The organism is Nocardia sp. NPDC004415, from assembly GCF_053602435.1.
In genome coordinates, this window is record NZ_JBSGDP010000008.1 from 84,808 (window position 1) to 98,880 (window position 14,073).

At 68.8% G+C, this 14,073-nt stretch carries 14 protein-coding genes; 7 read left to right on the forward strand and 7 right to left on the reverse strand.

Going from position 1 to position 14,073, the window contains the following annotated elements; all coding sequences use genetic code 11:
• Positions 1-8 precede the first annotated feature (8 nt).
• The 4 genes from ACWEMY_RS06215 (at position 9) to ACWEMY_RS06230 (ending at position 3,619) form a co-directional block, all read left to right on the forward strand.
• A complete protein-coding gene (locus tag ACWEMY_RS06215) occupies positions 9-674 on the forward strand; it encodes a PadR family transcriptional regulator (RefSeq protein WP_375935415.1) in 666 nt (221 codons plus the stop codon).
• Positions 675-710: 36 nt separating this feature from the next.
• Positions 711-2,183 (forward strand): DHA2 family efflux MFS transporter permease subunit, encoded by a 1,473-nt coding sequence (locus tag ACWEMY_RS06220; RefSeq protein WP_452389094.1) that lies wholly within the window; start codon positions 711-713, stop codon positions 2,181-2,183.
• Between the two features lie 202 nt (positions 2,184-2,385).
• Entirely contained in the window at positions 2,386-2,826 is a 441-nt protein-coding gene (locus ACWEMY_RS06225) for a hypothetical protein (RefSeq protein WP_452389095.1), read from the forward strand.
• Positions 2,827-2,935: 109 nt separating this feature from the next.
• Entirely contained in the window at positions 2,936-3,619 is a 684-nt protein-coding gene (locus ACWEMY_RS06230) for a cutinase family protein (RefSeq protein WP_452389096.1), read from the forward strand.
• A gap of 60 nt (positions 3,620-3,679) precedes the next feature.
• Here the strand turns inward: ACWEMY_RS06230 and ACWEMY_RS06235 are convergent, their stop codons facing one another.
• The 4 genes from ACWEMY_RS06235 to ACWEMY_RS06250 form a co-directional block, all read right to left on the reverse strand.
• On the reverse strand, positions 3,680-5,473 hold the full coding sequence (locus ACWEMY_RS06235) for an AMP-dependent synthetase/ligase (protein ID WP_452389097.1): 1,794 nt from the start codon (positions 5,471-5,473) through the stop codon (positions 3,680-3,682).
• 92 nt (positions 5,474-5,565) lie between these two features.
• Positions 5,566-6,519, reverse strand: a complete 954-nt coding sequence (locus ACWEMY_RS06240; RefSeq protein ID WP_452389098.1) for an alpha/beta hydrolase fold domain-containing protein — start codon at positions 6,517-6,519, stop codon at positions 5,566-5,568.
• A 16-nt stretch (positions 6,520-6,535) separates the two neighbouring features.
• On the reverse strand, positions 6,536-7,369 hold the full coding sequence (locus ACWEMY_RS06245; RefSeq protein WP_452389099.1) for an SDR family NAD(P)-dependent oxidoreductase: 834 nt from the start codon (positions 7,367-7,369) through the stop codon (positions 6,536-6,538).
• Positions 7,366-8,907: a flavin-containing monooxygenase gene (locus ACWEMY_RS06250; RefSeq protein ID WP_452389100.1), complete on the reverse strand. Its 1,542-nt coding sequence runs from the start codon at positions 8,905-8,907 to the stop codon at positions 7,366-7,368. The genes ACWEMY_RS06245 and ACWEMY_RS06250 overlap by 4 nt, the downstream gene beginning before the upstream one ends.
• 67 nt (positions 8,908-8,974) lie before the next feature.
• On the opposite strand from ACWEMY_RS06250, the gene ACWEMY_RS06255 reads away from it, so the two are divergent.
• A complete protein-coding gene (locus tag ACWEMY_RS06255; RefSeq protein WP_452389101.1) occupies positions 8,975-9,610 on the forward strand; it encodes a TetR/AcrR family transcriptional regulator in 636 nt (211 codons plus the stop codon).
• A 2-nt stretch (positions 9,611-9,612) separates the two neighbouring features.
• On the opposite strand, the gene ACWEMY_RS06260 is transcribed toward ACWEMY_RS06255, so the two are convergent.
• Entirely contained in the window at positions 9,613-10,782 is a 1,170-nt protein-coding gene (locus ACWEMY_RS06260; protein ID WP_452389102.1) for a hypothetical protein, read from the reverse strand.
• Between the two features lie 206 nt (positions 10,783-10,988).
• Complete coding sequence (locus ACWEMY_RS06265; protein WP_375929790.1) at positions 10,989-11,573, reverse strand: helix-turn-helix domain-containing protein; 585 nt, start codon at positions 11,571-11,573, stop codon at positions 10,989-10,991.
• Positions 11,574-11,654: 81 nt separating this feature from the next.
• Between ACWEMY_RS06265 and ACWEMY_RS06270 the strand changes: the two genes are divergently transcribed.
• Together ACWEMY_RS06270 and ACWEMY_RS06275 are read left to right on the forward strand one after the other, a co-directional pair.
• Complete coding sequence (locus ACWEMY_RS06270) at positions 11,655-12,689, forward strand: NAD(P)/FAD-dependent oxidoreductase (RefSeq protein ID WP_452389103.1); 1,035 nt, start codon at positions 11,655-11,657, stop codon at positions 12,687-12,689.
• A gap of 162 nt (positions 12,690-12,851) precedes the next feature.
• The gene (locus ACWEMY_RS06275; protein WP_336085922.1) at positions 12,852-13,451 is read left to right on the forward strand and encodes a Uma2 family endonuclease; all 600 of its coding nucleotides are present in this window, start codon (positions 12,852-12,854) and stop codon (positions 13,449-13,451) included.
• Between the two features lie 10 nt (positions 13,452-13,461).
• Here ACWEMY_RS06275 and ACWEMY_RS06280 read toward each other — a convergent pair whose 3' ends face one another.
• On the reverse strand, positions 13,462-14,013 hold the full coding sequence (locus ACWEMY_RS06280; protein WP_452389104.1) for a TetR/AcrR family transcriptional regulator: 552 nt from the start codon (positions 14,011-14,013) through the stop codon (positions 13,462-13,464).
• Between the last annotated feature and the right edge of the window lie 60 nt (positions 14,014-14,073).

Consider the following 14,073-nt stretch of genomic DNA (forward strand, 5'->3'; position numbering starts at 1 on the left):
GGGGGGTGATGTCGCCGTTGGCGGTCGCGGTGCTCGCGCTGCTGGACGAGCGGCCGATGCATCCCTACGAGATGTATCAACTGCTGGTGGCGCGGCGGGAGGATCTGCTGGTCAAGGTGCGGCCGGGGTCGCTGTATCACGCGGTGGCGCGGCTGGCCGACGACGAGATGGTCGCCGCGGAGGGCACCGACCGGGCGGGCAACCGGCCCGAACGCACCACCTACCGGATCACCGAATCCGGGCGCACCGCCTTGCGCGAGCGGATCGCCGAGCTGCTGAGCACCCCCGCGCGCGAGTACCCGATCTTCCGGCTGGCACTGGCCGAGGCGCACAGCCTGCCGCGCGAGCAGGTCGTCACGCTACTCGGTGAGCGGGTCGCGCACCTGCGCCACGAACTCGCCGACATCGACGCGCTGATCGACTGGACCCGTGACCGTGCCATGCCACGCCGGTACTGCATGGTCCTGGAGTACATCCGCACCACCCTGCACGCCGAACTGACCTGGATCGAGGGCTTCGCCGCCGAACTCGGCAGCGGCGCCGTCGAGTGGGAGGAGTTCGACCCCGGCACCGGCGAACGCGTCATCAGCGGTATCGGGACCGAGGACGACTGGCCGAGCCGCGACCACCCCATACCGCGACCCCGCTGGGTGGACGTTCCCGCCCGCGGCTGATATCCGCGCTTCATTTTCTCGATAGGAACCACTTCGATGACTGACCGACGCAATCCGTGGCCCGCGCTGTTCGCGCTGGTCGTCGGATTCTTCATGATCCTGCTGGACATGACGATCGTCGCGGTCGCCAACCCGGCGATCATGACCGAGCTCGACACCGACATCTCCAACGTCATCTGGGTCACCAGCGCCTACCTGCTCACCTACGCGGTGCCGCTGCTGGTCACCGGCCGCCTCGGTGACCGGTTCGGGCCCAAGAACATCTACCTGATCGGCCTGGCGGTCTTCACCGTCGCCTCGCTGTGGTGCGGTCTGTCGGGCAGCATCGGCATGCTGATCGCGGCGCGCGCGGCCCAGGGCATCGGCGCGGCGCTGATGACGCCGCAGACGATGGCCGTCATCACCCGCACGTTCCCGCCGGACAAGCGCGGCGCGGCGATGGGTCTGTGGGGCGGCGTGGCCGGTCTGGCGACGCTGGTCGGCCCGATCCTGGGCGGTGTGCTGGTCGACAATCTCGGCTGGGAGTGGATCTTCTTCGTCAACGTGCCGGTCGGCATCATCGCGTTCGCGCTGGCCGCGTGGCTGGTGCCCGCGCTGCCGACCAGCGAGCACAAGTTCGACATCGTCGGCGTGGTGCTCAGCGGTGTCGGCATGCTGGCGCTGGTGTTCGGCATCCAGGAGGGCAACGCGCAGGACTGGTCGCTGCGGATCTGGCTGCTCATCGGCTTCGGTGTGGTGATGCTGGTGGTGTTCGTGATCAACCAGACCCGCAACACCGGCGAACCGCTGGTCCCGATGAGCCTGTTCCGCGACCGCAATTTCGCGTTGTCGAACCTGGCGATCGCGGCGATGGGTGCCGCGGTGACCTCGCTGATGGTGCCCTCGTACTTCTATCTGCAGGCCGTGCGGGAGATGTCGCCGACCACCTCGGCGCTGGTGTTCGCGCCGATGGCGCTGGCCACCGGTTTCACCGCGCCGTTCATCGGCCGGATCTCCGACAAGCTGCCGCCCCGGCTGGTGCCGACCATCGGTTTCACGCTGTTCGCGGCCTCGGTGTTCGCCTTCGCGGCGCTGATGCGCCCGGATTCGTCGATCGTCTGGTTCCTGCTCGCGGCCACCCTGGCCGGCTTCGCCAACGCCTGCATCTGGGCCCCGCTGGCCTCGATCGCCACCCACAACCTGCCGGTCGCGCAGGCCGGTGCGGGCGCGGGTGTCTACAACACCACCCGTCAGGTCGGTTCGGTGCTGGGCAGCGCGGCCATCAGCGCGCTGATCGCCGCGCGCCTGACCGCCAACGGCCTCGGTGGCGGCGGACCGGTCGGCGAGGGTGCGGCCACCGGCCCGCTTCCGCCGCAGATCCTCGACGAGTTCAGCACCGCGCTGGGCCAGTCGATGATCCTCCCGGCCGCCATCCTCCTCATCGGCGTCGTCGCCTCGGCGCTGTTCGTGGGCCACACCAAGTCCGCCGCCCCCCGCCCGCAACTCGAGAAAGCCGACGCGGGCGTCTGATTCCCCCCTCGAGCCGCCCGTCGCGAACTGCCGCGACGGGCGGCTCTGTGCTGTGTGCCGTCCACCCCGGTGGACGGTGCGCGAATATCCGCGTCGAGACCGGCCGGAGTGAGGGGTGACCCATTCGTGACGGCCGAAACCCTGTCCTGATCGCGCTCGAAAAACTACGCTATGTAGTAGTCATGAAGGGCAGGAGGACCCCATGCCGGAGACCACTACCAATCCAGCCGACCGGGCCTTGCGTGCGACGACCGCGGTGTTCGCCGTGGCGCTGTTCGTGCATGGTGGCGATCATTTCTGGCGGGGGCTGAATGTCTGTTCGGCGCTGGTCAACGCGCTGGGCACGATGCAGTTGCTGTTCGCGGTGCTGGCCATCGTGCTGGTGTTCCGCGGCCACAGCGCGGCACCGCTGGCGGCGACGATCGTCGGGTTCGCCAGTGCGGTCGGCTTCATCGTGGTGCACATCCTGCCCGACTGGTTCGGGCCGCTCAGCGACAGTTTCATCAACGCGCCGCCACAGGCCCGCGTCACCGGGTTCTCCTGGTTCGCCGCACTGTTCGAGATCAGCGCCGACATCGCCATCGGCATCGCGGGCCTCTACGCCCTGCGCGCCCGCCGGATGATCCCGGCCCCGGTTTCCTAGCCTCGCGAAAGACCCGCTGACCGGCGGCGCGTCGGCGCCACGAAGCGCCGGGTGCGCGCCGCCGGTCGGTAGTCTGCGCGGCATGACAGCACGTTCTCTTCCTCGATTCGTGTCTGCAGCTCTTCTGGCAGCCGCGATTCCGCTGGTAGCGCCCACCCATCCGGCCACCGCGGCGCCCTGCGCCGACATCGAGGTGGTCTTCGCCCGCGGGACCGCCGAGCCCGGCGGCGAACTCGGTCTCACCGGTACGTCCTTCGTCGAGGCGGTGCGCCTGAACGCCGGCGGCCGCTCGGTCGGCGCCTACGGCGTGAACTACCCGGCCAGCGGCGATTTCACCGACCGCCTCGCCTTCGCCCACACCGTCCTGCGCGGCATCGACGACACCCAGCGGCGCGTGGAATACCTCGCCGCCACCTGCCCCGGCACCCGGATCGTGCTCGGCGGTTACAGCCAGGGCGCGGCCGTGGCCGGTTTCGCGCTCGGCGCCGACGCGCCCGCGGGCGTACCCGCCGAATACCTGTCCTACATTCCCGAACCGCTGGCACCCGAGATCGCCGAGCACATCGCCGCGGTCGCCCTGTTCGGCAAACCCTCCGAACGCTTCCTCACCGACGCGGGCGCCCCCGTCGTCACCGTCGGCGACCCCTACGCGGGCAAGACCATCGACCTGTGCATCCCCACCGACAACATCTGCGACGGTTCCCCCCTCGCCCAGCCCAACGCCGTCCACACCCTCTACGCCGTCAACGGAATGACCCTCACCGCAGCCGAATTCGCCGCTCAACGCTACTAGAACAAACGAAACGGCCGGTCGCGCACCATGCGCGACCGGCCGTTTTCGAGCTGGTGAGACCTACGAGTAGATCTTGTCCACCTCGGAGGCGTACTGCTTCATGACGACGGCGCGCTTGAGCGACATCTTCGGGGTGAGCTCGCCACCCTCCTGGGTCCAGTCGACCGGCAGGATGCGGATCTTCTTGATCGCCTCGGCCTTGGAGACCTTCTTGTTGGTCTCGTCGACCGCCGCCTGCACCTCGGCGACCAGCGCCGGGTTCTCGATCAGGGTCTCGATCGCGGTGTCGGCGGCGACGCCGTTGCGATCCTTCCAGCCCGGCAGGGCCTCCGGGTCGAGGGTGATCAGGGCGCCGATGAACGGCTGCCCGTCACCGACGACCATGACCTGGCTGATCAGCGGGTGCGCGCGCAGGGAGTCCTCGAGCACGGCGGGGGAGACGTTCTTGCCGCCCGCGGTGACCAGGATTTCCTTCTTGCGGCCGGTGATGGTGATGAAGCCGTCGGCGTCGATGGCGCCGAGGTCACCGGTCTTGAACCAGCCGTCCTCGAACGAGTCCGCGGTGGCCTCCGGGTTGCCCCAGTAGCCGTCGAACACGACCGAGCCCTTGAGCAGCAGCTCGCCGTCTTCGGCGATCTTGGCCGCGTGGCCCTGGATCGGGCGACCGACCGAACCCACGCGGATGAACTGCGGGGTGTTGACGCTGAACGCGGCGGTGGTCTCGGTCAGGCCGTAGCCCTCGTAGATGGTGACGCCGACGCCACGGAAGAAGTGGCCCAGGCGCGCGCCCAGCGGGCCGCCGCCGGAGACAGCGGCCAGGCACTGGCCACCGAGGGCCGCGCGCAGCTTGCTGTAGACCAGCTTGTCGAAGACGAAGTGCTTGAGCTTGAGCAGCAGGTCGGGGCCGCCCTTCTCGAGCGCCTCGCTGTAGGCGATGGCGGTCTCGGCGGCGGCGTCGAAGATCTTGCCCTTGCCGCCGTCGTGCGCCTTCTGCTTGGCCGAGTTGTACACCTTCTCGAACACGCGCGGCACCGAGAGGATGAAGTCGGGCTTGAACTCGCCGAACTGCTCGACCAGGGTGGTCCAGTCCGAGCTGTGCCGGATGGTCACCTTGGAGTCGAAGGCGATCAGCGCGACCGCGCGGGCGAACACGTGCGCCAGCGGCAGGAACAGCAGGGTCTTCTGGCCCTCGGAGACGAACGCCGACAGCTCGATGCCGCCGGAGCGCGACTCGGCGTAGAGGTTGGCGTGGGTCAACTGCACGCCCTTGGGCTTGCCGGTGGTGCCCGAGGTGTAGATCAGGGTGGCGGGGGAGGCCGCGCCGACCTGCTTGCGACGCTCGTGCACGACCGAGTCGTCGAGGTCGGTGCCGCGCTTGGTCAGCTCGTCGATCGCGCCCTTGTCGATCTGCAGGGTCTCGGCGAGCGCGGGCAGCGAACCGGCCTCGATCTCCTCGATGGTCGCGCGGTGCTTGTCGTTCTCGACGACGAGCAGCTTGGTCTCGGAGTCCTGCAGGATCCACTTGGCCTGCTCGGCGGCCGAGCTGTCGTAGATCGCGACGGTCACGCCACCGGCGGCCCAGATCGCGAAGTCCAGCAGCGTCCACTCGTACCGGGTGGCGGCCATGATGGCGACGCGGTCGCCCAGCTCGATGCCCGCGGCGATCAGGCCCTTGGCCACGCCGGTGACGGCCCGCTCGAACTGTGCCGCCGTGACGTCGTTCCAGCCGCCGCTGCCGTTCGGGACGTTGAACAAGACCGTGTTCGGCGTCTCCTGCGCGAAGCGGAAGACGTTGTCGGAATTGTTCGCATCGTCCGGGATGGTGTAGGAAGCCGGAACTTCGAACTCTCGCATCTGTGCCCTTCCAGTGGGTTCTACTCGCCAGTAATCTACGACACTCTCGGCCGGGTCGCGATATCGCCGCCCGAATTGCCCGTCACCAGGCTTTATCGTAAATCGTCTATCGATACCGGCTGTATTGCTTCTCGCAGGAATTCTGCGAGTTCGCTCAGTGCCCGCGCGGCCTCGGTGACCAGCGCGGCCTGCAGTTGCGCGACATGCCACAGGCCGCGCGTTTCGCTGAAGCGGACGTGCACACCCGCCCCCCGAAGGGCCGTGACCAGCTGGCGGCACTGATCGTGTAACAGTTCGCTCACATCGACCTGCACGTAGGTGGGAGGCAGGCCGAGCAGGTCGCCGAGCAGGGGCGCGTAGCCCGCCTCGGTGACGGCGGCGTCGCCCAGATAGTGGGCGGCACACGCCTGTGACCACGCCCGGTTGATCACCAGGTCGCGGTCTTTGGTCGGCACCTGGGTCGGGTCGACCCAGGGCGCGATCAGGCCCAGCGCGGCAGGCGCGATGCCGTGACGGGCCAGCAGTCGCTGCGCCAGGGCCAGGGCCAGGCCGCCACCGGCCGAGTCACCCGCCAAGCAGATCTGTTCGGGCCGGTAGCCGACATTGTCGACCAGGTCGAGGAACGCGGCCTCGGCGTCGTCGAGGCCGGCCGGGAACGGGTGCTCGGGGGCCAGCCGGTAGTCCAGCGAGTACACCGCGCAGGCGCTCTCCCTGGCCAGATGGGCCACCAGCGAGCGGTGCGTGGCCAGCGAACCGACCACGTAGCCACCGCCGTGCAGGTACAGGATCGCGCCGGCGGCGCGCTCCGGCGGGACCGCGTGGGTACGCGAACCCGGAATCGCGGTCTCGGCGATGACCCGCTCGGCCGGGCGGCCCCCCAGCTGCAGCCGCTGGACGATGGAACCGTCCGGCACCAGCTGCAGCAGGGAGACCGCGTCGAGCAGAGCGCGTTGCGCCGCGATCGGCAGGCGGGCGTTGAGCGTCACCCGGAAGACCGGGTCGAGCACCGCGCGCACGATCGGCAGCGGAATCTTGAACTCGCGCATGGGCGTCGTCCTGAGGTCAGTGCGGCATGAAGCGGCCGTTGACCACGGCCGAGATCCGGTTGTAGCCCGAGGCCAGGAAGCGCACGCTCGCGTCGAGCACCTTGGCCTCCCAGCCGATCAGCACGCGCGCGTGACCCTTGCGCACACCCTCGGTGATGGTCTGCGCGGCCATCTCCGGGCTGTGGATCGCCAGGTACTTGTCGAACAGCGAGGCGGTGTTGGCGCCGTCGATGCCCTCGGCGTAGGTGGCGTTGCGGGCCACCGCGGTCTTGATGCCGCCGGGGTGCACGCAGGTGACCTTGACCGGCGCCTTGGCGATCTTCATCTCCTGGTAGAGCGCCTCGGTGAAGCCGCGCACCGCGAACTTGGCCGAGTTGTAGGCCGCCTGGCCGGGCACGGTGACCAGGCCGAACAGGCTGGAGACGTTGACGACGTGACCGTCGCCGGAGTCGATCAGCATCGGCAGGAACGCCTTGGTGCCGTTGACGACGCCCCAGAAATCGACATCCATGATGCGTTCGATGTCTTTGAAGTCGGTCTTGACCACGTCACCGTGGTAGGCGATGCCCGCGTTGTTGTAGATCTGGTGCACGACACCGAAGTGGGCCTTCACCGAATCGGCGTAGAGCAGGAACGCCTCGCGCTCGGCGACATTGAGCCGGTCGGCCTTGACCTGCGCGCCCAGCGCCTCGACCAGGCGCACGGTCTCGGCCAGACCCTCGGCGTCGATGTCGGACAGCGCCAGCTTGGCGCCGCGGCGGGCCAGGTTCTCGGCCAGCGCGCGGCCGATGCCGGACCCGGCGCCCGTGATCACACAGACCTTGTTCGTGAAGTAAGCATCTTTGCTCACTGTGCTGCCACCACTTTCAGTTCGGTGTCGGAGTCGGTCGAAGAAGTCGTGTCGTAGGCAGCGACATCGAAATTCTTGGTCAGCCTACGGAACTGGAAGGTGAAATCGGGCCAGAGCGTGGTGTTGTTGCCGTGCTTGTCCAGGTACCAGCTGGCACAGCCGCCGTTCATCCACACGCTGTCGGCCATCTTCGCCTGCAGCTCGGTGTTGTACGTGTCGACCGCGTCCTTGCGGACCTCGACGGTACGCAGGCCCTCGGCGTCGATGGTTGCCAGGGCGTCGGCGACGTAGTTGATCTGCGATTCGATCATGAACACCATCGAGGTGTGGCCCAGGCCCACGTTCGGGCCGAGCAGGAAGAACATGTTGGGGAAGTTCTCGATGGTCGAGCCCTTGTAGCCGCGCTGGCCGACCTCGTCGAACTGCTCGGCCAGGGTCTGCCCGGTCTTTCCGATGATGCCCTCGAAGGCGGGGGAGTCGGTGACGTGGAAGCCGGTGGCCACGATCAGCGCGTCGATCTCGCGCTCGGTGCCGTCCTTGGTGACGATCGAGCCCGCCTTCACCTCGGCGATGCCGTTGGTGACGACCTCGACATTGTCGCGGTCGATGGCCGGGTAGTACTCGTTGGAGATCAGCATGCGCTTGCAGCCGATGCGGTAGTCCGGGGTGACCAGCGCGCGCTTGACCGGGTTGCGGACCTCGGCCAGCAGCTTGCCGCGCGAGATCGTCTCGAAGATCTTCATCAGCGCGGGGTACTTGGCCAGGCCGACGACCTGGGTCTCGCGAGCGGCGTAGATGGCCGCGCGCGAGAGGCGCTGCACGCCCGGGATGTACTTGAACGCCAGGCGCTCGGGCAGGAAGTACGGGCGGTCCATGCGCGGCAGCAGCCAGGGCGCGGTGCGCTGGTAGAGGTCGAGGTGGGCGACCTTGCTCGCGATGGCGGGCACGATCTGGATGGCCGAGGCGCCGGTGCCGATCACGGCGACCCGCTTGCCGGTCAGGTCCACGTCGTGGTCCCAGCGGGCCGAGTGGAAGATCTCGCCGGAGAAGTCGTTGATGCCCTTGATATCCGGTAGCGAGGGCTCGCAGAGGGCGCCGACCGCGGAGACGACGGTGTCGGCGGTGAAATCGCCCTTGCTGGTGGTGATGTCCCAGCGGGCGGTCTCGGCGTTCCAGCGCATGCCGAGCACATCGCAGTCGAACAGGTGCTTGTCGAGCACATTGTTCTTTTCGGCGACGCCGCGGATGTAGGCCTGGATCTCGCCCTGCTTGGAGAACGAGCGCGACCAGTCGGGGTTCAGTGCGAAGGAGTACGAGTACAGGTGCGAGGGCACGTCGCAGGCGGCACCGGGGTAGGTGTTGTCGCGCCAGGTGCCGCCGACATCGCTGCCGCGCTCGAGCACGAGGAAATCGTCACGACCCTGCTGATGCAGGCGGATGGCCATGCCGAGGCCCGCGAACCCGCTGCCGACGATGATCGTCTTGATGTGGCGGGCGGCGCTGCGGTCGACAACTTTGTCTGTAACCTTGCGACTCATGTACAGCAGACTACGGTCTTATTGAGCCGGAGTCAACAGCTATTGAATCGAGTTCAGTAGCGCTACGATGGGCGGCGTGACCATCAGGACTTCCGGCGAGACCAAGCGCATCCGGCTCAGCCCCGAGGAACGTCGGCTGCAGCTGATCACCCTCGGCGCCGAGATGCTGGCCGGGCGTTCGCTCGAGGACATCTCGGTCGACGACATCGCCAAGCAGGCAGGCATCTCGCGTGGCCTGCTGTTCCACTACTTCGCGTCCAAGCAGGAGTTCCACGAGGCCATCGCCCGGCACGTGATCGAGGAGTTCTACACCGCGATCGCCCCGAACCGGGAACTGTCGCTGTTCGACATGCTGCGCGATTCGATCGACCGTTTCGTCGACTACGTCACCGAGCACTCGGCGTCCTATCGCTCGGTGCTGCGCGGCCCGGCCAGCATCACCCCGGAGATGTCGGGCTATGTCGACAGCACCCGTGCCACCATCGCCGACCTCATCGTCAGCGAACTGCCGCTACCGCCCAACGACCCGGACCTGGCCCGGCTCACCCTCGCCATCCGCGGCTGGATCGCCTTCGTCGAGGAGACCATCCTCACCTGGATGCTCGAAAAGCCGGTCACCCGTGAGCAATTGGTCGAGCTGCTGGTGGAGTCACTGCCCGCGCTGGCCTTGAGTCCCGCGCTGATCACCGCGCTCCAGAGCTGAGGTCAACGCTGTGCGCGGCGGGCGAGCAGTTGGATCGTCACCACGGCCGCGCAGGCCGCCGCCGCGACCACCACGAGCGCCGTGATCGAGGGCGATGTCCAGAACACCAGAACCAGCGCCGCCAGGCCGACCGCGCACCAGCTCGCCAGGCCCGGTCGGCGGATGATCGCCGCCCAGCCCGCCGCGATCCGTGCCCGCACCGCCCGTGCGGGACGTGACGGCCCGGTCAGCGGCGCGAACACCACCAGCACGGCGCCGTAGGCGGCGACCACGCGCAGCTTCTCGCGCACCGGGTCGGTAACGGTGTCGAACAGCAGGCGCGCGACCTCCGGATTCAGCGACACCGCCGAGAGGTAGAAATGACGGCCGAGCGCGATCGCCACCGCGAGCAGCGCCATGGCGGCGATCAGGATCGCGCCGTGCAGGGCGACCGCGCGGCGGCGGGTGCCCGGTGGGGCGATCACGATCGCGGCGACGGCGAGCAGCAGCGCGAGCACCGGCAGCCCGGTGGCCGCGCGGTCGAGCAGGCGGGTCCAGTGCTGGGCCCGCGCGATCCGTTCGTCCTGGAAGACGACCACTTCCGCGTTGATAGTGCGCGATTCGCCGGAGACCTCCACGCCGCGCTCCCGCAGCCGTTGTCGCACGACCTCCACGACCTGGTCGAGCGGGACGCGCACCGTGCCGTCCTCGTCGACCTCGAGCGGTCCGGAACCGGTGAGCACCCCGCTCACCGCGGTGTGTGCCCCACGATTGGCCGAGGTCCACAGCTCGGCGAACTGCTCGCTGCGCACCACCGATTCGGTCGTCTGGCGGACCAGGTCGTCGAGCTCGGCGCGGAGCAGAGCGGGCAGGGCGCGCAGGGCGGCCTGCAGGCGGGGTGAGTCCGCGGCGGTGTCGTCATCGGTGAGGGCGGCGGCGAGGTCCTGGGCCAGGGATGTGTCGTCGAGGCGGTTCAGGATCGCCGCGCCGACCTGGTCGGTCACCGCGTCCTGGATGGCCGGTTCGGTGGCCAGTGGGCCCACGATGGCGACGTAGCGGTCGGTGTCGAGCAGGTCCGAGTGCAGGTAGCGGGCCAGCACCCCGGCGATCACCAGCACGCCGGTGAGCAGCAGGAGCACGACGGTGACGGTGAACCGGAACCGGCTCGCCTTCGGGGAATGCCGCTCGCCCATCTGCCCTCCTCGGCGGAAGTGCTGGTCGGGCTCAGAATACGACCGCGGGCGAGGATCGTCGCCGGTCCCGGCCGGACGGGCGCGTTGCGAGATCGAGACCATTGTCGCGGCCGCGCCGGATCGCCACCCTGGCCACCGCCGCAGCCCTGGTCGGTCTGACCGCCGAGCACATCTCCGGCCGGGCGAGCTTCACACTCGGCTGATCGTCAGTCCGAACCCCGGGGGCGGGCGCGCAGATGAGCGCGCTCGCCCTGCTTGCCGAAGAGGCTGAGGAATTCGACCGGTTGGTCGTCGGCGGCGCCGAACCAGTGCGGGACATGGGTGTCGAACTCGGCGGCCTCGCCGGGGGTGAGCACGATGTCGTTGTCGCCGAGGATCAGGCGCAGGCGCCCGTTGAGCACGTAGAGCCACTCGTAACCCTCGTGCACCTGCGGGGTCTGCGGCCGGTCGGTCGCCCCCGGGGCGATGATCATCTTGAACGCCTGGATACCGCCCGCGCGCTTGGTGAGCGGGAGCATGGTCATGCCGTGGCGGGTGATCGGGCGCATGTGGATGCGTGGGTCGCCGGTGGCGGGGGCGTCGACGAGTTCGTCGAGGGTCACCCCGTGTGCCTTGGCCAGGGGGAGCAGCAGTTCGAGGGTGGGTTTGCGGTCGCCGGACTCCAGTCGCGACAGCGTGCTGACCGAGATGCCGGTCTCCTGGGAAAGGTCGGCCAGGGTGGTGCGGCGCTGCGAGCGCAGGGCGCGCAGGCGGGGGCCGACCGAGTCGAGGGTCTGTTCGAGGTCGTCCATGTCAGCCAGTTTGCCATAGCGGCAAATAACCTTGCCAGTTCGGTGGGGTGGTCGGCAGGGTGGTCGGCGAAGGAGGTCGAGATGAACGATTCGTATGACGTGGTGGTGATCGGCGGTGGCGCCGCCGGCCTGAGCGGGGCACTGATGCTGGTGCGCTCGCGACGCTCGGTCCTGGTGATCGACGCGGGCTCGCCCCGCAACGCACCCGCCGAGGGTGTGCACGGACTGCTGGCCCGCGACGGGACGCCGCCCGCGGAACTGGTCGCGCAGGGGCGGGCCGAGGTGGTCGGGTACGGCGGGGAGGTGGTGGACGGGGCTGTCGTCGCGGTCGATCGGATCGACGGGAGCGATCAGGACTCGGTGCCCGGTCCCGCCGATCCTCGCGGTGCGGAAATGCCTGCCGGGGCGCGGGATTCGTCCGGGTTCCGGGTGACCCTCGCCGACGGGCGGACCGTCCTGGCCCGGCGCCTGCTCGTGACGACCGGCATCACCGACGTGCTTCCGGAGATCCCTGGTCTGCGCGAACACTGGGGGCACGACGTGCTGCACTGCCCGTACTGCCACGGCTGGGAGGTGCGCGATCGGCGGATCGCCGTGCTCGCGAGCGGGCCGATGTCGGTGCACCAGGCGCTGCTGTTCAGTCAGCTCAGCGACGATGTCGTCTACCTGGCGCACACCGCGCAGGCACCGGGTGACGAGGACGCCGAGAAGCTGGCCGCGCGAGGCATCCGGATCGTGGAAGGCGAAGTCGCCGAGGTCCTCTCGGCCGGCGACCGGCTCGCCGGAGTCCGCCTGGCCGACGGCACGGTGCTCGAACGCGACGCCCTCGTGGTCGCCCCGCGCTCGAGCATTCGCGCCGATTTCCTCACCGGTCTCGGACTGCCCCCGCAGCCGCACCCGTCGGGCATGGGTGATCACCTCCCCGCCGACCCGGTCGGCCGCACCACCGTCCCCGGCGTCTGGATCGCGGGCAATCTCAGCGAGCCCACCGCCCAGGTCGGCGCAGCCTCGGCCGCGGGCGCGATGGCGGGCGCGCAGATCAACGCGGAACTGGTGATGGCCGAGACCGCTGCCGCGGTCGCCGCCCGCCGCGTCACCCAGCCCGTGCGATCGTGATCCCGGCGGCTGGTCCGCGGTGCTGTCCATGCCTCGCGGACCAGCCGTCGCGCTGCGTCTGAGCAGCGATAATGCCCACTTGGTGCCGCTGCCGGTGTGCCATACTGGGCGGTGTCAGATGATCGCCGTACGACGAGCGAGGAACCGATGACAGCGGAGCCGATGCCACCGGGGGGCCGGGCCCCGTTGAGCTGGCCGGTGCCGCCACCGGGGGGATATTTCGCCGAGGACCTGGACCATCTGAGTGAACTGCCGCCGCACACTCAGTTGATCGACGGGAGCTTGGTTTTCGTGAGTCCGCAGATGATGTTTCACCTGCTTCTCATCCGATTCCTCGAATGGCAGCTGCTCGCGCAGATTCCCGGGGAGTACACCGTCATCCGTGAGATGACAGTGACGCTGGGTGCGCGGCAACGACCTGAACCCGACGTCATGGTTGTCGACACGGCGGCATTCACCGGGCTCGACCAGACCACGTTCCGTCCGGAGGACGTCGTCCTCGCGATCGAGGTCGTCTCCCCGGACTCCGTCGAACGCGACCGTCACCGCAAGCCCCAGCTCTACGCCGAAGCCGGTATCCCGCACTTCTGGCGCGTCGAGAACGTCGACGGCCGGGCGGTGGTCTACGCCTACCAGCTCGACCCGGCGACGGGGAAGTATTCGACCACCGGCATCCACCACGGCCGCATGAAGGTCGACCTCCCCTTCCCCCTCGACCTGGACCTCGCCCGCGCGGTCGACCCCAAGGGCTCCGCCGACTGACTTCCCCGATTCAACGCCGCGCGAGCGTGGTGTCGATCGCCGCGGTGAGTAGGGTGCGGGCCCGGTCGGGGGAGATCTGGCCGAGGGTGGCGTGCAGGGCCAGGCCGTCGAGGAGGGCGAGGAGGGTGTCGGCGGCGGTGGTGGGATCGGGGTGGTCGGGGAGCATGGTGGCGAGATGGTCGCGGAAGGACCGTCCGTTGGTGGCCATGGTCGCGGCGACCTGGGGGCGGACGGACGCGAACGCCAGATAGCCGATGAGGCTGCGGGCGTCGGCGGCCGAGTCGGCGTCGGTGGGGAGTAGCGCGGTGAGGATCTGGCGCAGATCGGGGTCGGGGCCCGCGGTGGCGACCCGGGCGCCGATCCGTTCGGCGATGGCGCCCGCCGCGTACTCCATCATGGAGTCCTTGCTGGGGAAATAGTGCTGCACCTGCCCCGCCGAGACGCTCGCTTCGGCGGCGACATTCCGCAGGCTGATGGCCTCCAGGCCCTCGCGCGCGAGCAATCGCATCACCGCGTCGCTGATCGCCGCCCGCCGTGCTTCATGATCCACCCGTTTCGGCATGGGCCCATCTTTTCACGATGCAGTCGTATTGCCATAGGTGCCCATCACTCTTTACGATGC